Here is a 21,648-nt window from a genome sequence, read left to right as displayed (position 1 = left end):
CCTACGGCTAAATATCATTATATTATTCAGGGCAAGCTTACATAATGCCTAGAAGTATGGCTTACCCATTTGCACGGTTGATTCGTATTATGCCGAGAATCTCATTAATTTGATGATTCGCTCAAAATAAACTCTACTTTTCAAAAGTGCGGTCAATTTTTCAATAGTTTTTTCATTGTCTTTCGTTTCACTATGAAAACGAATCAAATCACGGATTTCAGCAAAGATTTTCTGATTGCTTTCTAACAAAGCTGGTAAGAGCGTTTCTTTTTGTTTCTCTGTTGCCACCGCTTCTAGGTTTTTTCCATTTTCATCATAATAATGATAAAGATTAAAAAATGCCCCAACTCGCTCAACGGTTTTCATAAAATCTTGGCTAAAAAGTGCGGGAGAAAAGAATAAGGTTTCTTCCAAAAGTTTCTGTTCCATTTTCAACACGGAATTAAATTTTTCACAAAAATCTACTGCACTTTCTTCTCGTTCTTCTTTTAAGAAATCACGCCATTTATTTAACCAATCTGTTAAAAATTGTTTCGAGCCCAGCAAATAACCACGCTTCGCTTTACTTGCGCTACTAAAATAAATATCTCTTTCGAAAGGCAAAGTTTCCACAAAATCAAAAAGATCCTGCACATTGTCAGATTTCAATTCAAACTCAATTTCACAAATAGGCTGCTCAGATTCGCCTGCAATAATTTTGCCTTGATCGAATGCCACTTCAATTTTGGATTGTTGAAATTCAACTAACCAAAAAGTGCGGTTAAAATCTGTGGAGAAAATAGGTTGTAGTGTAGAATTAGGTAATTCTTCAAAAGGATAAAGTTCTCTTAATTGGGCATTGGTTGGGGTTTCTTTTTCGGTTAATGGTAAATTATATTCTGGGCGACTATGCAATCCACCAACAACTTCGCCGTTAGTTTTAAGCGTTAATGTAAGTTCTTGATCTTCTTGACGAATACGTAATCCCATCTTTTGTTTAGCAAGGAAATGATCAGGATAATCATAATAAGTATTGCTCAGAAACTGTTTTTTATGCACTAAACAAGTAAAGTTTTTTAAATGTTCTTCTAATTCATTAAACGCTTGGTCAGATACCGCTAATTTAATTTCAATTTCATTACTCATAAAATTATACTCCCTTCAACTTAAAACTGTTCAAATATACAGATAAAAATAGATAAATCAAGGTTTTTGTGGTGTTTTACTTTACATATTAAACAGCTATAAATTAATTTATATTTATTGTGCAGTATTTTCCTATAATTAAAATATAGGAAATTATAAATGAAAGGTTCATTCAAAAATTATGTGAAAAATTTTCATTATATGAAATTGAATAAATTGGAAATCAAATGTTTAGATTTATAACTGAAAGATTTCATTTAAGCGGAGAATATGATTCGGACTGTTCTCGAATCTATATTAAAAAGATTTAGATAATATATGGAAAATACTAACCAAGAAAAAATTAGGTGAAAAAGTCATCTTTTTCACCTATCTAACATTTTCTGAGTTTTTCTATACAAAATTTATCCCTCTTTCGGATAAAGCACTTCAGCATTAATCCAATTCACCCAAGTGCTTTCCAATAATGGAATTAAGGGGGTGCTATCTTCAACTACGGTATTTAAGGCAGATAATACCTCTTCTAAAGACGAAGGTTGTTCTTGTATATAACTTAATAGCCAAAAGTCAAGTTCAGATAAGCGTTGTTGTAGAATATTAAAATCGCTATCCCGCCATATAACAGCTTGCATAGGGTTTTCATCAAATTGTTTAAAATCGCTTGATAAAAAATCGACTTCATAGCGTTTTAAATAAGCTGCATCAGATAACTGCATTACGCTATGCTTATCCCACTCAAATTTTTCAGGTACTTTTGCTAAAGAAACTTCTGCAAGTAATTGAGTATTTTCAAAATCCATCAATGCCAGTATATTGGCGTCAAAACTCTCTTTTTCTTGACAAAATAAGAGAAATTCTCCAGCAATATCTTGAAAATAAGGCGAATGTGATTTTCCTTTTAATACAAAAAATTCTTTTGTCTGAGACCAACTCTCAGCAGAAACGTGTTTAGGCGCTTCAACAAAACAACGGTCAATAAAACCAAAGATGTTATTTCGAACTAAACGAGCATAAACAGCAAGGCGATTCGGAGCATAACCATTTAGAGGTTGAGCATTAGCCAATCGAACTGCTGTGGCAAGTGCTTTTTGTGTTTCAATAAGCGAAGGTTTAGGCTGCATAGGATATTACCTCTTTTTGAGCATATTTTTGCTGTAGTTGTGCAATATGTTCAACTTCAGCATAAAGTTCTGCAAATGGAGGGAAATTGAAATCACGCTCTAATAATGTTGGCGGAATGACGGGTAGTCGTTGATAGGCATATTCTAATAAATCCCACACAGTACCTTTTACCGCCTCACCGTGCGTATCAATTAATAACTCGGGTAAATGGCGATATGCTCCTTTTATTTTATTAAATGATTCTCCTTCTAAATCCTCCACAACTTGTGCCGCAGAATGTTCTTCGTCGTGTCCGGCAATATGAATGTAATTGACACGTTTTACATCTACTTGATCTAAAAAAACATAAGGATCAAGTAAACCGTGATTGACGCCATTTACATAAATATTATTTACATCTAAATGAATACCACAATCCGCTTCTTGTGCAATAGCATTTAAAAATTCTACTTCATTCATTGTGCTGGTGGGAGAGTGTAAATAATAAGAGGTGTTTTCTAATGAAATTTGTAATCCTAAAAAATCTTGTACATAGCGGATTCTCTGTGCTACGTGTTTTACAGCTTCTTCTGTAAATGGCATGGGTAATAAATCATATAAATGCCCTTCACATTCACAATAACTTAAATGTTCAGAAAAAAATGTCGAATTATATTGAGTCATTAATGCTTTAGTATTTTTTAATAACTCTCGGTCAAGTGGTGCTTGCCCGCCTAATGAAAGTGATAGTCCGTGTACCGCAAGTGGATATCTTTCAGCGGCTTGATCAAATTTATAACGAGCAGCTCCTCCCATTTTTACCCAATTTTCTGGAGCAACTTCCATAAACTGAATCGCATTATTTGATGATAAATTCAAAAAATCATCCGCTAAATCTCGACGATACCCTAATCCTGCACCTTGTAACATAATTATTTACTCCTTTTAATACAACACTGGTGTAAATTTACACCAGTGCTATGTATGGCATCTAGATTTAAATACGATTATTTAGAGCCGCATTTACCTTCACCACATTTACCTTCTGCGGCTTTCGTTTCGTTTGCACCACATTTGCCTTCTCCGCATTTACCTTCTGCAGCTTTTGTTTTCACACATTTATCACCTACACAAGGTGTTGCAGCTTTATCCATACTGCTTGATTTTGATTCAGCGTGCGTAGCAGTAGCTACTGTCATCGTTAATGCTCCAGCTAATGCGGCTAAAGTGGATAATTTTTTCATTTAAGTCTCCTAGAGTTTGATCTTGAATATATAGTTAGAGGAATTTCAACCAGCTTTTAGTTGGATAAACCTTCTTAATAAGCGTGTCTAAAGAGAGTTTCCCTGCTCCCTGCGTAATTAAGATTAATAAAGTTACCACATAAATTAATGGTAATTTATAACCATTATCACAAACGTTATAACCTGAATCAGCATGAATACTATACCACGCAACAGAGATTAAAATCGTTAAACCTAATGCACTAAAACGAGTTAGTACTCCGAATATTAGCAAGAAAGGGAGAATTAATTCCGCCCCCATTGCAACGTGCCAATTAATATCAGCAGGAATAAGATTAAACGGAAAAGGAAAACGATCTTGTATTTCAGTAAACCAATTTTGACCATTCCATTTTTCTAACCCGGCCTCTAAAAATTCCCACGCAAGAAAAATGCGTAAAATCAATAAACTCACACCGCTGCTGATACCTTGCATCTTACAATCCTTCATTTTTTACCTTTCAAATTTTCTCGCTTTTAAAGCGAAAAGTGTATTGAGTTACTTATCCTACCACACTGGGAAATATTACCCAGTTATTTAGTTAGTCGAAGACAAACCTTTTTTCTTACAAATTTTTTTGAAAAATTTTAAATATCAACAAAAATCGGGTAATATGCGCACGAATTTTTAACCCCTTATGGAGTAAATCACTTATGGCAATGAATAATATTCTCGGATTATTTGCCCATTCGCCTTTAAAGCCATTGCAAAAGCATTCGGAAAAAGTCACTGAATGTAGCGATCTTTTAATTCCTTTTTTTGAGACCACCTTCTCAAAGGATTGGGAAAAAGCGGAAGAAAAACGCTTAGAAATCTCTCAGCGTGAACGTGAAGCGGATAGCTTGAAACGTGAGATTCGTTTGAAATTGCCACGTGGTTTATTCTTACCTATCGATCGTACTGATCTCTTAGAATTAGTCACGCAACAAGATAAATTAGCAAATTTTGCTAAAGATATTGCAGGGCGTATGATTGGGCGCCAATTTGGTATTCCTGAAGAAATGCAGGAAGAATTCTTACATTACGTAAAACGTAGTTTAGATGCCATTCATCAAGCTCATCGAGTAATCGAAGAAATGGATCAACTTTTAGAAACAGGTTTTAAAGGCCGTGAACTAAAATTAGTTAACGATATGATTCAAGAACTCGATGCAATTGAAGATGATACCGACCAAATGCAGATCAAATTGCGTAAAATGCTTTACACCATCGAAAGCCGTTATAACCCAATTGATGTGATGTTCTTATATAAAATTATTGAATGGGTTGGCGTGCTAGCTGACCAAGCTCAACGTGTTGGCTCACGCATTGAATTAATGCTGGCGCGTTCATAATCAACAAAACATAGGAAATTAACTATGGAAGTTATTAGTCAATATGGTTCATGGTTGGTGTGGATTACAGCAGCCTTCGGCTTTTTTATGGCTTTCGGTATTGGAGCCAATGATGTTTCAAACTCAATGGGGACATCCGTAGGATCCGGTACTATAACAGCCAAACAAGCAATTATTATCGCGTTAATTTTTGAATCTGCTGGCGCATATCTAGCTGGTGGTGAAGTAACTGAAACGATTAAAAGTGGCGTAATCGATCCAATGCAATTTGTTGATACGCCCGATATTTTAGCACTGGGTATGCTTTCTGCTTTATTTGCATCTGGCGCTTGGTTATTTATCGCAACGAAAATGGGCTGGCCGGTTTCAGGTACTCACACGATCATCGGTGCAATTATTGGATTTGCGTGCATTACGATTGGCCCTGGCGCAGTAGATTGGTCAAATATTGGTAGCATCGTTGGTAGCTGGTTCATCACGCCAGTCATCGCAGGTATTCTCGCTTATGCAATCTTTGCAAGTACACAAAAACTTATTTTTGATACCGAACACCCTCTGAAAAATGCACAAAAATATGGTCCTTATTACATGGGGATAACCGTATTTGTGCTGTGTATCGTAACAATGACAAAAGGTTTAAAACATGTTGGTTTAAATCTTTCCAATAAAGAAACTTTGGTTATTTCACTTATCATTAGCCTTGTAGGCATGTTGTTTTTCCATTTCTATTTTAAAAGCAAAACATTCACTCAATCGGCAAGCAAAGGGACTTTTGGTGCGGTAGAAAAAGTCTTCAGCATTTTAATGTTATTAACAGCCTGTGCGATGGCTTTCGCTCACGGTTCGAATGATGTAGCTAATGCAATTGGCCCACTTTCAGCGGTTGTATCTATCGTTGAACAAGGCGGTAAAATTGTTTCAGGCGGAGCCTTAACTTGGTGGATTTTACCATTAGGTGCATTAGGTATTGCTGTAGGCTTAATTACTATGGGACAAAAAGTGATGGCGACTGTTGGATCTGGGATCACCGATTTAACGCCAAGCCGTGGCTTTGCCGCTCAATTTGCCACTGCGATGACGGTTGTAGTTGCATCCGGTACAGGCTTGCCGATCTCAACAACACAAACACTTGTTGGGGCAATTTTAGGTATCGGTTTTGCTCGCGGTATCGCGGCACTCAATTTAACGGTTATCCGAAATATTATTAGTTCTTGGATAATCACTTTACCAGCCGGCGCATTCTTCGCAATTATTATCTTCTATTTACTGCGTACGGTGTTTAATTAATTTATTGCAACAAAAAGTGCGGTTTATTCAGCCGCACTTTTGTTGTTTTTATTTTTAAGGAGAAAGCATGAAAAAAATCTACAATACACTTTTATCTTGCGCCTTACTTGGTGCAGGTATTGCAACTGCGCACGCAGAAACGCAATATGTTACAGAAAATCTTAGTACATTCTTACGCCGCGGTGCTGGTGAACAATTTAAAATTGCAGGTTCAATTCAAGCGGGCGAAGAGGTGAATGTATTAGATCGTCAAGGCAAATACACACTCATTCGCGACAATAAAAATCGTGAAGCTTGGATTTTAAATTCAGACTTAAGCAACACGCCAAGTAGTAAAGAAGAAAATCCAAAATTAAAAGCTCAAGTTCAAGAATTAACCTTAAAACTTAGTCGTTTAGATGGGGATTGGCAACAGCGTACCGTAGAAATGCAACGTCGAACCAAACAAGCTGAGCAACAAAGTGCAGATCTTTTAGAACAAAATTCACAATTGAAACGTGAACTTGAAATGACCAAAAATAAAAATCGTGATTTAGAAGCGATGCTTGATGCAGGTAAACGAGAAATTGCTATCCAATGGTTTATTTATGGCGGTTCAGTATTGGGCGTAGGCTTACTCTTCGGCTTACTTATTCCTTATGTTTTACCAAAACGTCGCCGTCGCGATGGCTGGGCATAATCACGAATGAAAGTTTATTTAGTTGGTGGGGCTGTTCGCGATCAATTATTGGGTTTACCGGTAAAAGATCGTGATTGGATTGTGGTAGATGCAACCCCCGCTACGCTACTCTCTCTCGGTTATCAACAAGTAGGCAAAGATTTTCCGGTTTTTCTCAATCCTAAAACAAAAGAAGAATATGCGCTTGCCCGAACAGAACGTAAATCTAGCGCAGGTTACACTGGCTTTATTTGTGATTTCTCCCCAACAATTACATTAGAACAAGATTTAATTCGACGAGATCTCACTATTAACGCCATGGCTCAAAGCGAAGACGGTGAAATTATCGATCCTTATGGAGGAAAACAAGATTTAGAAAATCGAATTTTACGCCATATTTCTCCAGCTTTTTCAGAAGATCCTTTACGTGTCTTGCGTGTGGCACGCTTTGCATCCCGTTATCATTCTCTCGGTTTTAAAATCGCATCGGAAACGCTATCCCTAATGGCAGAACTTGCACAATCGGGAGAATTACAACATCTCACGGCGGAACGAGTTTGGTTAGAAACAGAAAAAGCCTTAAACGAAAAAAATCCTGAAATTTATTTTGAAACCTTACATAAAACAGGCGCATTAAGAGTTTTATTTCCTGAAATCGATGCCCTTTATGGTGTGCCAAATCCAGTAAAACATCATCCAGAAGTGGATAGTTTTATTCATACCATGTTGGTATTAAAACAAGCGGTTAATTTGACTGAACATAACCCTATCTTAAATAAAAGTGCGGTCCGTTTTGCCGCAATTTGTCATGATCTTGGCAAGCCTCTTACACCTCAAAATATTCTTCCTCATCATTATGGGCATGAACAAGCTGGCATAAAACCGACTAGAACATTGAGCAAACGCTTGAAAGTGCCAAGTTATTTTCAAGAACTTGCAGAACTGACTTGTGAATTTCATACACATATTCACAAAGCCTTTGAGCTTCGGGCTGAAACCGTCATAACGCTGTTTAATCGTTTTGATGTGTGGAGAAAACCTCAACGCTTTCAAGAATTTCTACAAGTATGTCTAGCTGATACTCGAGGTAGAACAGGTTTTAAAAATAAAGACTATCCACAAATAGATTACGTCAATCAATTATTACAATCGGCCAATGAAGTAGATGTCCAGCAAGTTATTGCAGATGGATTTGAGAAACAAGAAATCAGAAATGAATTGACGAAACGAAGAATCTTAGCGGTTAAACAAACAAAAGCAAATTACCCAAAAAATTAACAAATAAAAGTAACTTTACTCAATTCAACTAAATCCTTAAAATACGCGAGCTTATTAACTTGATGAATAATATGAAAACGTTTAAATTTCTCACCGCACTTTTTGTAACCAGCATACTTACAGCCTGTACGATGGATGCTGAACGCCCAGTTAACGTGCAATACATCGATAAAGCTGACGCTACATGGCAACAGCATTTACAAAAGATTCAAAAAATTCAATCCTATCAAGCCAAAGGACAAATTGGTTATATCAGTCCTACAGAACGTTTTTCTAGCCGCTTTGAATGGCAATACCAAAATCCAAAATCTTATACGCTTAAACTCTATTCTTTAATCAGTAAATCTACTCTTTGGATTCAAATGCATCAAAGTGGAATGACAATTTCCGATAACAACGGCAATCAACAATCTGCAGCCAATGCTAAACTACTATTACAAGAGATCATTGGCATGGATGTGCCATTAGAGCATTTAGCTTATTGGTTAAAAGGTCAACCTGCAATAAATGCAGATTATCAAGTCGGTACCAACCATTTACTTGGCGCATTTACTTATCATGTGGATGGTTCTCAATGGACAGCAGATTATCTAACTTATCACTCAAATAATTCGATGCCTGAAAATATTCTACTAAAAAATGACAGCACGAAACAAACTCTAAAGATTCGCGTAGATGAGTGGATTTACTAATGAATACATTAATGAAATCACATCAATTTTCTACCGCACTTTGTCAAAATACCACACAATCAAATGGGAAACCATTGCGCTTCCCTAGCCCAGCCAAGCTGAATTTATTTCTTTATATCAACGGAAAATTGTCGAACGGCTATCATGAATTACAAACACTTTTCCAATTTTTAGATTTCGGCGATTGGTTAGAAATGAGTATCCGTGAAGAAGATAATCAAATTCTTTTAACCCCAGAAATTCCAAATCTAAAAACGGAAGATAATCTGATTTATCGAGCTGCAAAACTTTTACAAGAAAAAGCCAATATTCAATTGGGTGCAAATATTCATTTAGATAAAATTCTTCCAATGGGAGGCGGTGTTGGTGGTGGTTCATCTAATGCAGCAACCGCATTGGTCGCATTAAATTATTTATGGCAAGCCAATTTATCCATTGATGAACTGGCAAAATTAGGATTAACACTAGGCGCTGATGTGCCAATCTTTATACATGGACACGCTGCTTTTGCTGAAGGTGTCGGGGAAAAAATCACTTATTGTGAACCTGCTGAAAAATGGTTTGTTGTATTAAAACCCGATGATTCAATATCGACAGCTGCCATATTTCAAGATCCAAATTTACCACGTAATACACCGAAAAAATCCCTAAAACAACTTTTGAGCGAGCCTTATGTAAACGATTGCGAAAAAGTTGTGATAAATCATTATTCAAACGTTGAAAAAGCGCTAAACTGGTTGCTACAATATGCGCCGGCAAGATTAACAGGAACGGGAGCATGTGTTTTTGCTGAATTTGATCATGAAGCAGAGGCACAAGCGGTACTTAGACAAAAACCAGAAGAATTTTTTGGCTTTATCGCTAAAGGACTCAATGTTTCTCCCTTGCTCGCAATGTTGAAGCAGCTATCACCAATTCATACTCATCGACAATCTAAACCTGAGGTTTTATAAAATGCCTGACATTAAACTCTTCGCGGGTAATGCAACACCAGAACTTGCAAAACATATTTCTAAACGTTTATATATTTCACTAGGCGATGCCACTGTTGGCCGTTTCAGTGATGGTGAAATCCAAGTTCAAATCAATGAAAATGTGCGTGGTGCAGATGTATTCATTATACAATCAACCTGTGCACCAACCAATGATAACCTAATGGAATTGATTGTGATGGTGGATGCATTACGTCGTGCATCTGCAGGTCGTATCACGGCTGTTGTTCCCTACTTTGGTTATGCTCGTCAAGATCGTCGCGTACGATCAGCACGTGTACCTATTACCGCTAAAGTTGTGGCAGATTTACTTTCAACTGTTGGTATTGACCGCGTATTAACCTGCGACCTACACGCAGAACAAATCCAAGGTTTCTTTGATGTTCCAGTCGACAACGTATTTGGTTCTCCAGTTTTGATTCACGATATTTTGAAAAAATCTGATCTTGAAAATCCAATTGTTGTATCTCCAGATATTGGTGGTGTTGTACGTGCTCGTGCGGTAGCTAAATTATTAAACGATACCGATATGGCTATTATTGACAAACGTCGTCCACGCGCAAACGTAGCACAAGTAATGCATATTATTGGTGATGTAGCAGGTCGCGATTGTATTCTTGTAGACGATATGATCGATACAGGTGGTACGCTTTGCAAAGCAGCTGAAGCATTAAAAGAACGTGGTGCAAAACGCGTATTTGCTTATGCGACTCATGCTGTATTCTCTGGTGCTGCCGCGAAAAATTTGGCTAGTGGCGCTATTGATGAAATCGTTGTAACAGATACAATCCCACTTTCTGATGAAATCAAAGCATTAGGTCGCGTACGCGTACTTACTCTATCTGCAATGCTTGCTGAAGCTATCCGTCGTATTAGTAATGAAGAGTCAATTTCAGCTATGTTTAATTAAATTAAAATGCTAGACAATGATCTTTAAGAATTGTGGGAATTTTAACAATATTTGTGAAATTCCCACTTTTGTTGAGATGCACTTTATAATCTTGCAATTTCGTTTAACGAACCATCCTCTTTTAGAAATCCATAGAAAAACTCCACCGCACTTTTTACAGCTTCACTCATCGGAAAACCAAAAGAAACAAGATCGGGTTGAATACCAATAAAAATAACCTCAGGAATATCTTCCTCTAATTGCTCGATTAAAAAATTAAGTGGCAAATTATGCGTGCTGACGAAGAACATTTCGGCGATAAGTTCTTTGTCGATAATGCGAATTTTGCCAACGGGCAGTTCCATTTCTGTTGCATCAAAGATAATTAAACGCTTTGCTTTCATGGCTCGGATCTGATGCACAAGATTTTCTGGTGCTGAACCGCCATCAAGTATGGTCCAATTTGGCAACGGATTTTCACTACAAAGCTGAGCAAGATAAGGACCAGCCCCATCATCGCCCATCATTGTGTTACCAACAGTTAGGATTACATTTTCATTCATCACGACGTTTCACCATAATATACATCACAGGTTCACGCTGGATGGAAGCAAGCGTGTCCATTAAAATATCGACCCATTTTTGATGTTCCGGAGAAAAATTGGCTCTATTTTCATCAAGTGCCTTAGCCAATAAATTCACATGACTTGAATCAATCACTATTTCACCAAATTTCATTAAACCCGCAAACTTACGTTTTGCATCCCCTTCAGGGAAGGTATCTACAAAACGTTGGTAATCTGCATAATCGCAGATGAGTAATTTTTTAAAGCAATCAATTACACCAACATGATGACCAATCGCAAGGGAATAATACATTACTTGCTTGGCTTGCTCTGGGACTTGCTCATCGTTGTCAACAAAACGCTCATTGAGTAAATAGAAAAAAACTTGGGTTGTCATGGTACGTCCTATAAAACTTGTAAAGTAATAACGTAATTTCTTCGCTAATCAATACTGCCAAATCTCCCCTTACCCCTCTTTGCTAAAGAGGGGGATTTCTCTTTAGCAATAAAGAACTTCTCTCTCATTTTAGTTTTCTGTTGTTAATGCAGAAAACTAGATTAAAATCAACCGCTCTTATTCCCCTCTTTAGCAAAGAGGGGTAAGGGGAGATTTGGCAGAAATCAAAACGGAGCTATTAGTTTATTTAGCAATCGTTAGACTATCCCGAAAACGGCATACTAATTGCATGTAATCGATTTACGATTTCACTCAAGCGTGGATCTGCTTCACGTTCCAAAAATTCGCCAAGGCGAACACCAAATGGAACCTGATCTTTTTCAGACATCATACTCATAAATTGATTAGCAATGTCTCCACCTTGTCGATAGCCCGCTAAACGACGCGCTTCACGTTCTAATTCCACGCGTAAATCTAATGGAATATTTGGGAAACGTAATTTAGCCTCAGCATTAGGATCGGCAATTTCTTGTTTACCTTTGAGTTTTTGATCAAGTAAACCTAGTGCCATTGCAAAACCATAAATAGTCGCAGCTGGAGTTGGAGGACATCCAGGAATATACACATCAATTGGCACAATTTGATCGCTACCGCCCCACACGCAGTACAAGTCATGGAAAATACCGCCACCACAACCGCACGCACCATAAGAAATACAGATTTTTGGATCGGGTGCAGCTTGATAAGCACGCATTGCCGGTGTACGCATTGCACGAGTTACCGCGCCAGTAAATAATAAAATATCCGCATGGCGAGGTGATGCAACAACCTTAATCCCAAAACGTTCTGCGTCAAAGGTTGGTGTAATAGTACTAAAAATTTCAATTTCACAACCATTACAACCGCCACAGTCAACGCGATAAACATAAGCGGAACGTTGAATATTTTTCAACAAAGTTTGTTTCATTTTCGCAATGTTTTCATCCACACTAAATGGCGTTGAAATACCATTCACGGGCATTGGGATTTGTGTGTTCATCTTGCAATCTCCCTAACGTGATCAAATAACGCCAATTTCACGCGCATATTGGATTCCATATCGGCGGTTTTTTCCAAACTGTTTTGGCGTTTACAGGTTGGGCAAGTGTTGAGCACCGCTAATTTATGTTTAACCAGTTCATCGTTATCCAATGTTTGTTTGAATAAATCCACTGCATAATTGAGTTCTTTATGAGAAACAAAAGGCTGACCACATTGATGACAAATCGTTGTAGTGAAGGTTGTTTCTTGATAAAGATCCTGTTTATTGCTGACTGATAATTCAAAATCTTGGCTTAAACGAATGGCTTTTGTTGGGCAAACTTCTTCGCAACGGCCACAGAAAATGCAGCGGCCTAAAAATAATGACCAAGTACGTTCGCCTGTTTCTGGATCGGTACGCATGGTAAGCGCATTAGCCGGACACGCCATTGTACAGGCTGCACAAACAATACATTGATCAGAATTCAGTTCTGGTTTACCACGGAAATCAGGATCAACTTCATAGGGTTTAAACGGATATTTAGTGGTAACATCCCCCGCATTTAATACGGTTTTAAGTAATTTAAACATTGTGCCCCCCTATTTTAATGGTGAATTTTTACGTTCAATGCCGTAGCGTTCGATTTCTTTATAAGAAACCGTTTGTGCTTTTCGTTTACGTACATCCACCACAGTCACACGGTCAGTACAAGAATAGCAAGGGTCAAGGCTACCAATGATAAGCGGCGCATCTGATACTGTATTGCCACGCAACATATAACGTAAAGTTGGCCAGTTTGCATAAGTCGCTGCACGACAACGCCAACGATATAATTTTTGGTTATCACCAAGCATTGACCAGTGAATGTCTTCACCACGCGGTGCTTCCGTGATACCTAACGCAAAACGTCCAGGGGTGTAATTGAAACCTTCAGTGATAATCGCACCAGTAGGCAAGTTATCTACCATATAATCAATGATATTCATGGATTCAAATACTTCATTTACCCGCACTTTCACACGAGAAATGACATCGCCACCTTGTTCGGTGAACATATTGAATGGTACATCGCCATAGCCAGAGAAGGGATGAATTTTACGCACATCACGTGCGAAGCCGGAACCTCGAATCATCGGTCCGACTGGGCTGAAATCACGCGCAACTTGACGATCAAGCACTCCTACGCCCACAGTACGTTGTTCCATATTTGGCGTATTGAGTAAAATATCTACCAAAGTTTTAAGCTCTTCACGCATTTCTGCAATAAGCTTAATGCATTGTTCACGTTGGTGTTTCAACATATCGCGGCGTACACCGCCGATTAAGTTAATACCATAGGTTTTACGTGCACCAGTAAGCACTTCTGCAAGTGTCATCGATTTTTCACGAACACGGAAGAATTGCATAAAACCTGTATCAAAACCAGTAAAGTGGCTAGATAAACCTAAGTTCAATAAATGACTGTGCAAGCGTTCAACTTCCAACAAAATTGCACGAATCCATTGTGCACGTTCAGGAATTTGAATACCTAATGCATTTTCGACAGAGTTAGCATAAGCAACACTATGGGTAAAACCGCAGATACCGCACACACGGTCAGCCAAGAAATTGACTTGATCGTAATCCATTCGGGTTTCTGCCAATTTTTCCATACCACGGTGTACATAGAATAAACGGTAGTCCGCATCAATAATATCTTCCCCATCGACAAACAAACGGAAGTGTCCCGGTTCATCAGATGTAATATGGAGAGGGCCGATAGGCACAATACGCGCTTCGCCTTTTTCGTTAATAAACTCATAGGTTTCCGTTGCCGTAGTTGGATCTGGACGCAAACGGTAATCCATCGAATCTTTACGTAATGGGTAAAGATCATCTGGCCAGTCATCTGGTAACACTAAACGGCGTTGATCGGGAAGACCGACGGCTTTTAAACCGTACATATCAAATAATTCACGTTCGCCCCACACCGCCGCTTTGACTTTCGGTGTTACGGAAGGAAATTCCAGCGTAACAGGATCTACGAGTGCTTTAATCGTCACAAAAGTTTTGACCACACCTTCCATAGAAAGCACGTAATAAACGGCATAATGACCATGAATTGAGCGTTCATCGTTACCAAAAACTAATGGCAACCAGCCTTCATGTTGATAGTAAAGATATTCCACCACATCAGGTAACATATTGGTTTTCACTGTTAAAGTGACTTGATTCGGTGTAGACCACTCCTCATCTAAAATTGTATTCGGAAATTTTGCATTAACGGCTTCAATATAATTTTTGCCGAGCATTTTTACCGGATCGACCGATGTATTTTTAGTTAATTCCATTTTTTCCCCCAGTTGTCGATCATTTCGCTAAACTTTGCCAAGGTAAAACTAGCATATCGCCAAAGGACACATGTTCAGATCCAAGCACAATTCCTACCGCACTTTTTAGTAACTGCAAGATTGGCTCTGCAATATGGATACCCATTACAAACATTAACAACAATAGTATGGCCATTGCCGCCAAAGAGACTTTACTAACTTCGCCTGCTTCCACATTATCAGGTTGTTTGCCAAGCACTGTTTTTAATAGCATTAAGGCAAGTCCTGCAAGCACGATAGTGAGTAAAATTAAGCATAAAATAACTAACCAAGTTTTACCCGCTGTAATCCCTGCAACCACAACACTAAATTCACTCACGAATACGTTAAATGGAGGGATACCACCCAATGCCAACGCACCACCAGCGAAAAGCACCGCACTCACTGGTGCAACACGCCATAATCCACGCACTTGATTCATATCACGGGTTTTATATTTCAATAGAATATTACCCGATGCACAGAATAATAAGGTTTTCGCAAGGCTGTGGTTGATGGTGTGAAGTAAACCTGCAAATACCCCAATTGGGCCACCAAGACCGAAAGCAAAGCTGATTAAGCCCATATTTTCGATACTTGAGTAAGCAAGCAAACGTTTAATATCAAATTGCACGATGATAAATAACGCCGCCACAAGCACTGAAAGTAAACCAAAGATCAACATTAAAGTTTGTGGAAATTCTGCGCCAACCGCTTTTGAAACCAATGTGTAGTAACGCAACACCACAAGCATTGCACAGTTTAATAACACCGCTGATAAAATTGCACTCACTGGGCTTGGTGCCTCACTATGTGCGTCTGATAACCAAGTATGCATTGGAAATAGACCGCACTTCGTGCCGAAACCAATCAATACGAAAGCGAATGCGATATACATCAACATTGGGTTTAAACCAGTGGCTTGTTGATTCACTGCTGACCAAAAAATCGCTTGGCTTGGATCGGCAAGCACGCCATTTGCATTAGCAAAGGTTAAAAGTGTGCCGTATAAACCGAAGGCAACGCCCACAGAACAGATGATGATGTATTTCCACGCGGCTTCAAGGGATGTTTTTTGTTTGTAAGTACCGACCAAAAACGCAGAGCTTAATGTTGTCGCTTCAATTGCAACCCACATTAAAATCAAGTTATTGGTGATAACTGACACAATCATCGTAAAGAAGAATAAGTGTAAGAAACCGTGGTAATGAGCATAGGTTTTAAAATCAATATGCCCTTCTTCCAATTCTGTGTTCATATAACCGATGGAATACACCCCAGCAATTGAACCCACTACAGCAATTAAGCCTAAGAAAATGGCAGAAAGACTATCAACATACACCCAGTTGTTAAATGCACTGATACTGCCTTTTTCCAACACGCCAGAAATGACTTGTACGGAAAAGAACAACATCAAAATTAACCCGGTAACATGGAATGCGGTACAAACTGTCCGATTTTTTGTTCCGCGTAGTGCAAAGCTTTCAAAAGCGATGACTAAAGGTGCGACTAATAACGCGATTATCCATTGTTCATACATAGCGTTACCCCTTCAAACTCATAAGTTGTTTAGCATCAACAGTGTTGAAAGTGCGATAAATTTTATTCACTAACACCACCATAATGATGACTGCAAAAATCGCATCGGTGGCAATGCCGATTTCAACTAATTCTGGCGCATTGTTGGCAAGTAAAGCCAACGTTAAATGCGCACCGTTTTCCATTAAACAATAACCGAAAACTTGTTTCACAATATTGCGTTGGCTCACAATACACACTAAACCTAAAAGGAAGTGGCTAAGTGATACTGACAATGCTGGTTTTAAATGTTCAACTAACGGTAAGTTCACTGGAATGACAACAAAGTAACATAAGCAAACGATGATAGATGTGATCGGGATCAACCAAGCGACATTCATTCCTGCAGGAGTTTGACTTTCGTCAATTTTTCGTAAAGAAAAGATTAAAATTCCTGGCACTAATAATACTTTCGTGATGAATGCACTAATGGACCACATATAAAGTTCGTGAGCTTGCATTTCAAATGCCAAATAAACGAATAACACCACCAATACAAAAGACTGTAAGCCATAGCACAACGCGGATTTTTTTGCGGTTTTTGCCATAATGACACAAAGCGATGTAATGATGAGCAAACTCGCTAATACATTGATCATTAACATAATTCTCTCCTTAACCCGCAAGGCCTAACCAATAGGCAGCGATAAAGCTAGAACACACAGACATCACCATTAAAATCACTAAAACAAATGTCATAGAGAATGGCAATGGTTGCGCATTTTGCACATCTTCAGATGGTTTACCGATAACACATTGACCAAATTTATAAAGCAACCAAACAAATGTTGCCGTAGATTCAATCAACGCAATCACCATTAACCAAGTTACCCATGAATATTCTTGTCCAAGGTCGAAACCTGCGGCAAATAATGGGAATTTACTGAAGAAACCATTAAATGGTGGCACACCAGCAATAGCCAACGCGGCAATACCAAATCCTGTACCAACCACAGGCATGGTGCGCATAATCCCTTGTAAGCGAGGCATTGAACGTGTACCTGTGGCATAACTCAATGAACCTGCAACCAAGAAGAATAAGCTTTTCGCAAAGGCGTGGTTAAAGATATAAGCAATCGCTGCAACAAAGGCTAATTTAGAACCTAATGCTGCAAGAGAAAGCCCGATGAAAATGTAAGAAAGTTGAGTAATAGTTGAATACGCAAGTAAGCGTTTTAAATCTGCTTGTGGCAAGTACATTAAGAAACCATAAATCAATGTAATCATTGCCATCACAATTCCCACTTCACCCACAATGTGCGGAATTTCACCAGCTGACATCACGGAACGAGCGAAAATATAGACGCCCACTTTTACCATTGATGCCGCGTGCAAATACGCACTGACCGGTGTTGGTGCTTCCATCGCATTTGGTAACCAAATTTGCATTGGAAGTTGCGCTGATTTACCCCATGCGGCAAACATCACCCCAAACAACACGATAGTTTTCGCTTCTGGCGCAAGATGCTCTAACGCCGTGATAGAGAATGTGCCAGATTGGCTAAATAAATAAGCCGCAGCAAGGTATAAACCTAATGAACCTACGTGAGTGATAATCAACGCTTTCATCGCAGCCGCCATTGCTTTTTGGCTTTGATAATAGCTGATTAATGCCCAAGAACATCCCCCAGTGATTTCAAAGAAAAGCAACTGACCCGCTAAAGTTGATGAATACACCAAGCCTGCCATTGCACCGATGAAAATCAATAAGAAAGCATAAAAACGAGGTAATCCGTTATGCGGATGTTCGCGGTTTTTATCGGTTAAATAACCACAAGAATATAAGCAAATTAAGAAACCTAAACCCACAACGGCAAAGGCAATTAACGTACTTACTGCATCTAAGGTCACGCCGAAGATTGCAGTATCACCAAATTTAACTAAATCATAGGTGACAGATTGTGCGCCATTTGCATACCACTGCCCCGCCACAGCAAGTGTGCCAAGGGTAGCAAGTGCGGCAAAAATTGTGGCAATTTTTGGGAAAGATTGTTTGTTCACCCCCACAATAAACGCACCGACAAACGGCAAAATGATTGTAATTAGTGCTAAACGTTCCATATTTCCTCCTTACAATCCTGTGAAGTAAAACACAAACGCCAACACTGAAATGCCGAAACCGACCACAGTTAAACGTCCTGTTAGCATAAAGCGGGTACGTGCCAATGTGTTTTCAAACACACATGCGGCGATAAATACCACGAGCAATTTCACAAAGAAAGAAACGATACCTAAAATAACCGCACTTACCGTGAACTCTTGTGCTGCACCGAATGGGAAAAGCACGCTCACAAAGATAGAGGCAACCACCATTGATTTTAAACTCAAACCGACTTTCAATAAGGCGAAAGAAGGGCCTGAATATTCAGTAAGTGGGCCTTCTTGAAGTTCTTGTTCTGCTTCAGCCAAGTCAAATGGAATTTTGCCCATTTCAATAAAGATCGCAAAAGCGGCGGCAACTAAGGCAATTACTGTTGCAACAGGATATTGCCAAGGTTGGCTAGAAAGTGCGGTGCTAATTACTGCAAAATTTGTAGAACCTGCAATTAAAGCAATCACAATGAATGCCAACATTAAGATTGGTTCAACAAGTACGCCTAATGTCACTTCACGGCTTGCACCTAAACTTGAAAAAGTACTGTTAGAATCCAAACCCGCAATTGAGAAGAAAAAGCGGAACAACGCGAACAAATAAATAACGGTGATTAAATCACTGCCTGCCCCAAACGGTGAGTGATGAGTAAACATGGGTAAACTCATTGCAACCACCATGACTGTGCTAATTAACACATAAGGCATAGCACGAGATACCCAACCCGCATTATCTGGCCAAATATTTTGACGTGTCATTAATTTAGCAATGTCGCGATAATCTTGTAACAAGCCCGGGCCACGACGAGATTGAATACGAGCCCGAATCATCCGTGAAATGCCTGAAAAGAGCGGTGCCAAAGCGAGAAGAATTAACGCTTGCACAATGGCTAAAAGGAACATTCCAGCGGAAGTGGAAATTTCTGAAGGTAATGAAATCATAATTTCCTCCTACATCAACGCAATGGAAAGTAATAACACAACTAAGGCAATCACGAAGTAAATGCAATAAACGCGGAAGTCGCCTTGTTGTAGCCATTGAATTTTACGACCTAACCATGGGATAAAATGCGCAATCGGCATTGTTACTTTTTCTTCCCAGAATGGTTCTGTTTTGGTCGCACCTGAAATTAATGCATTGATACCTTTTGCACCAGCAGGCGCAGGATCAAGCACTTGACGCAAGGTATAAAGTGGTTTGAAGATAATACGAAGCGGACGAGTAAAACTACCCGCAGATGCGGCCATATCCATTTCGTAAGCATAACCACAAGCCCAAGGATTGCCTTTTGCACGATCTGCCATACGATTGCCTTTGGTGTAAGCGTAATACATAAACGGCAACACAAAGAATGCAATCAACATAATGCTCACCATTGGTGTAGAAAGCACAGTATTCGGTGTATTGCTTGCTACCACTACGCCATTTTCTGCTAAATTAAGCATGTCATTATGAGAAAGTGCGGTTGCAATATTGGCAATAATTGGAGTGACCACAGAAGCGCCTATGCCTAAAAGTACACAGAATAATGCCAAGATTGCCATTGCAATCACCATTGGTTTTGGCACTTCGCGTGCATGTGCTGCTTTTTCGCTGCGTGGTGCACCACCAAAGCTAATACCATACACTTTCACGAAACAAAGTGCGGCAAGTGCACCTGTTAAGGCAAGCATAATGATTGCAACAGGGCCAGCGATACGTAATACCACATCATTGTGTTGGCTTAGGCTGAATAAAGATTGATAAGTAAACCATTCACTCACAAAACCGTTAAACGGTGGTAATGCAGAAATTGCCATGGTACCAATCAAGAAACAGAAAGCAGTAAATGGCATTAATTTGCCAAGTCCGCCCATTAAATCCATATCTTTTGAATGTAAACGGTACATCACAGAACCAGCGCCCAAGAACAATAAGCCTTTGAATACTGCATGGTTAAGTAAGTGATATAAACCGCCAAGTAAACCGACAATAGCAAGTACAGGGTTATGGATTGCCATACCAATCATACCGACACCCACACCCATCATAATAATGCCGATGTTTTCTACGGTGTGATACGCCAAAAGTTTTTTGATGTCATGTTCAGCTAAAGCATAAAGTACACCAAGCACAGAAGAAACTGCGCCAAAAGCAAGCACAATCACACCAAACCACATATTGTGTGCGCCAAGTAGATCAATACCAACTTTGATAATCCCAAAGATACCGATTTTAACCATCACACCAGACATCATCGCAGAAGCATGAGAAGGCGCAGCTGGGTGAGCTTTTGGTAGCCAGCTATGTAATGGAATCATCCCTGCTTTTGCGCCAAAACCAAGAAATGCCAAGATAAATACCGTAAAGGCTAAAGGCATTGAAAGCTCGGTGTGGCGGAAGGCTTCAAATTCAAAGCTACCTGCGTAGCAATAGAAAATAAAGAAAGCGATCATAATCAACACAGAACCAGCGTGAGCAATGAAGAAATACAACAAGCCCGCATTGGTTGCGTTGTCATCTTGTTCGGTTAGTACTAAGAAGTAAGATGCCAAAGACATCATTTCAAAGAACACTAAAAAGTAGAAAGCGTTATCGCTGGTGACTAAAGCAACCATTGAGGCGATAAACAAATTCATAAAAAAGCCCATCGTGCCAGCGCCTTTGCCAATGTATTCTTTCACATAGGAAAAGGAATAAAGTGCGGTGATAATAACCATTAAAGAAATTACACACACCATAAACGCAGCTAATCCGTCAATACGGATTGAAAATTGGGCGAAGTCGAAAGGGGTTGAAAACACATCAACGACCGTATCGTTGCTGATAAGCACGGGAATGCAGGCAACAATGCCTAACAAGCCACCAAGTACACCGGTCACGCCGGATATATTGATTGAAAGTTGTTCATTTTTTCGCACAGCGAGAGAAATAAACGCACCAACGACATAAATCAACAAGGACGTGATGAGTAAACTGATTGAAGAACTCATAATTTCACTCCATTGATTAACGAGTAAACAAACA

At 39.1% G+C, this 21,648-nt stretch carries 22 protein-coding genes; 7 read left to right on the top strand and 15 right to left on the bottom strand.

The window, feature by feature from the left end; genetic code table 11:
* Positions 1 to 87: 87 nt before the first annotated feature.
* From KKW16_RS07595 to KKW16_RS07575, 5 genes are all read right to left on the bottom strand, one after another.
* Complete coding sequence (locus KKW16_RS07595; protein ID WP_215768153.1) at positions 88 to 1,125, bottom strand: CYTH domain-containing protein; 1,038 nt, start codon at positions 1,123 to 1,125, stop codon at positions 88 to 90.
* Positions 1,126 to 1,529: 404 nt separating this feature from the next.
* The gene (locus KKW16_RS07590; RefSeq protein ID WP_215768152.1) at positions 1,530 to 2,246 is read right to left on the bottom strand and encodes an HvfC family RiPP maturation protein; all 717 of its coding nucleotides are present in this window, start codon (positions 2,244 to 2,246) and stop codon (positions 1,530 to 1,532) included.
* On the bottom strand, positions 2,236 to 3,156 hold the full coding sequence (locus KKW16_RS07585; protein WP_046953480.1) for an HvfB family MNIO-type RiPP peptide maturase: 921 nt from the start codon (positions 3,154 to 3,156) through the stop codon (positions 2,236 to 2,238). Before KKW16_RS07585 ends, KKW16_RS07590 begins: the two co-directional genes overlap by 11 nt.
* A gap of 77 nt (positions 3,157 to 3,233) precedes the next feature.
* Positions 3,234 to 3,470 carry an oxazolone/thioamide-modified RiPP metallophore HvfA gene (hvfA, locus tag KKW16_RS07580; RefSeq protein WP_048953593.1) on the bottom strand — a complete coding sequence of 79 codons (237 nt, stop codon included), beginning with the start codon at positions 3,468 to 3,470 and terminating at the stop codon, positions 3,234 to 3,236.
* Positions 3,471 to 3,504: 34 nt separating this feature from the next.
* A complete protein-coding gene (locus KKW16_RS07575) occupies positions 3,505 to 3,945 on the bottom strand; it encodes an HvfX family Cu-binding RiPP maturation protein (protein WP_080950713.1) in 441 nt (146 codons plus the stop codon).
* A 218-nt stretch (positions 3,946 to 4,163) separates the two neighbouring features.
* On the opposite strand from KKW16_RS07575, the gene KKW16_RS07570 reads away from it, so the two are divergent.
* The 7 genes from KKW16_RS07570 to KKW16_RS07540 all read left to right on the top strand — a co-directional run bounded on the left by KKW16_RS07570 (position 4,164) and on the right by KKW16_RS07540 (position 10,661).
* Positions 4,164 to 4,844, top strand: coding sequence for a TIGR00153 family protein (locus KKW16_RS07570; RefSeq protein WP_005638079.1), 681 nt, complete (start codon positions 4,164 to 4,166; stop codon positions 4,842 to 4,844).
* A gap of 24 nt (positions 4,845 to 4,868) precedes the next feature.
* The gene (locus KKW16_RS07565; protein ID WP_140578102.1) at positions 4,869 to 6,131 is read left to right on the top strand and encodes an inorganic phosphate transporter; all 1,263 of its coding nucleotides are present in this window, start codon (positions 4,869 to 4,871) and stop codon (positions 6,129 to 6,131) included.
* Between the two features lie 67 nt (positions 6,132 to 6,198).
* The gene (locus KKW16_RS07560) at positions 6,199 to 6,810 is read left to right on the top strand and encodes a TIGR04211 family SH3 domain-containing protein (RefSeq protein ID WP_215768151.1); all 612 of its coding nucleotides are present in this window, start codon (positions 6,199 to 6,201) and stop codon (positions 6,808 to 6,810) included.
* 6 nt (positions 6,811 to 6,816) lie between these two features.
* On the top strand, positions 6,817 to 8,067 hold the full coding sequence (locus KKW16_RS07555; RefSeq protein ID WP_215768150.1) for a multifunctional CCA addition/repair protein: 1,251 nt from the start codon (positions 6,817 to 6,819) through the stop codon (positions 8,065 to 8,067).
* A 71-nt stretch (positions 8,068 to 8,138) separates the two neighbouring features.
* The gene (gene lolB, locus KKW16_RS07550; RefSeq protein WP_288144747.1) at positions 8,139 to 8,759 is read left to right on the top strand and encodes a lipoprotein insertase outer membrane protein LolB; all 621 of its coding nucleotides are present in this window, start codon (positions 8,139 to 8,141) and stop codon (positions 8,757 to 8,759) included.
* Positions 8,760 to 8,770: 11 nt separating this feature from the next.
* The gene (gene ispE / locus KKW16_RS07545) at positions 8,771 to 9,712 is read left to right on the top strand and encodes a 4-(cytidine 5'-diphospho)-2-C-methyl-D-erythritol kinase (RefSeq protein ID WP_215768164.1); all 942 of its coding nucleotides are present in this window, start codon (positions 8,771 to 8,773) and stop codon (positions 9,710 to 9,712) included.
* 1 nt (position 9,713) lies between these two features.
* Positions 9,714 to 10,661: a ribose-phosphate pyrophosphokinase gene (locus KKW16_RS07540; RefSeq protein WP_215768148.1), complete on the top strand. Its 948-nt coding sequence runs from the start codon at positions 9,714 to 9,716 to the stop codon at positions 10,659 to 10,661.
* Positions 10,662 to 10,744: 83 nt separating this feature from the next.
* Here the strand turns inward: KKW16_RS07540 and hycI are convergent, their stop codons facing one another.
* From hycI to hyfB, 10 genes are all read right to left on the bottom strand, one after another.
* On the bottom strand, positions 10,745 to 11,203 hold the full coding sequence (gene hycI, locus KKW16_RS07535) for a hydrogenase maturation peptidase HycI (protein WP_215768147.1): 459 nt from the start codon (positions 11,201 to 11,203) through the stop codon (positions 10,745 to 10,747).
* Positions 11,196 to 11,603: a formate hydrogenlyase maturation HycH family protein gene (locus KKW16_RS07530; RefSeq protein WP_215768146.1), complete on the bottom strand. Its 408-nt coding sequence runs from the start codon at positions 11,601 to 11,603 to the stop codon at positions 11,196 to 11,198. The genes hycI and KKW16_RS07530 overlap by 8 nt, the downstream gene beginning before the upstream one ends.
* Before the next feature lie 262 nt (positions 11,604 to 11,865).
* Complete coding sequence (locus tag KKW16_RS07525; RefSeq protein ID WP_005626090.1) at positions 11,866 to 12,642, bottom strand: NADH-quinone oxidoreductase subunit B family protein; 777 nt, start codon at positions 12,640 to 12,642, stop codon at positions 11,866 to 11,868.
* A complete protein-coding gene (locus tag KKW16_RS07520; RefSeq protein WP_005626087.1) occupies positions 12,639 to 13,214 on the bottom strand; it encodes a formate hydrogenlyase complex iron-sulfur subunit in 576 nt (191 codons plus the stop codon). Before KKW16_RS07520 ends, KKW16_RS07525 begins: the two co-directional genes overlap by 4 nt.
* Before the next feature lie 9 nt (positions 13,215 to 13,223).
* A complete protein-coding gene (locus tag KKW16_RS07515) occupies positions 13,224 to 14,954 on the bottom strand; it encodes a hydrogenase large subunit (protein WP_005634689.1) in 1,731 nt (576 codons plus the stop codon).
* A 19-nt stretch (positions 14,955 to 14,973) separates the two neighbouring features.
* Positions 14,974 to 16,512, bottom strand: a complete 1,539-nt coding sequence (locus KKW16_RS07510) for a hydrogenase 4 subunit F (RefSeq protein WP_048953579.1) — start codon at positions 16,510 to 16,512, stop codon at positions 14,974 to 14,976.
* A 4-nt stretch (positions 16,513 to 16,516) separates the two neighbouring features.
* Positions 16,517 to 17,155: a hydrogenase 4 membrane subunit gene (hyfE, locus tag KKW16_RS07505; protein ID WP_048953577.1), complete on the bottom strand. Its 639-nt coding sequence runs from the start codon at positions 17,153 to 17,155 to the stop codon at positions 16,517 to 16,519.
* Positions 17,156 to 17,165: 10 nt separating this feature from the next.
* Positions 17,166 to 18,611, bottom strand: coding sequence for a hydrogenase 4 subunit D (locus KKW16_RS07500; RefSeq protein WP_005640539.1), 1,446 nt, complete (start codon positions 18,609 to 18,611; stop codon positions 17,166 to 17,168).
* 9 nt (positions 18,612 to 18,620) lie between these two features.
* On the bottom strand, positions 18,621 to 19,583 hold the full coding sequence (locus tag KKW16_RS07495) for a respiratory chain complex I subunit 1 family protein (RefSeq protein WP_005640537.1): 963 nt from the start codon (positions 19,581 to 19,583) through the stop codon (positions 18,621 to 18,623).
* 9 nt (positions 19,584 to 19,592) lie between these two features.
* Complete coding sequence (gene hyfB, locus KKW16_RS07490; protein WP_215768145.1) at positions 19,593 to 21,614, bottom strand: hydrogenase 4 subunit B; 2,022 nt, start codon at positions 21,612 to 21,614, stop codon at positions 19,593 to 19,595.
* Positions 21,615 to 21,648: the final 34 nt, after the last annotated feature.

This window comes from Haemophilus sp. SZY H8 (assembly GCF_018829755.1).
Classification (GTDB): Bacteria; Pseudomonadota; Gammaproteobacteria; order Enterobacterales; family Pasteurellaceae; genus Haemophilus; species Haemophilus haemolyticus_K.
The sequence above is the reverse complement of the archived record's forward strand: the minus strand, read 5'-3'. Positions and strand labels throughout refer to the sequence as shown.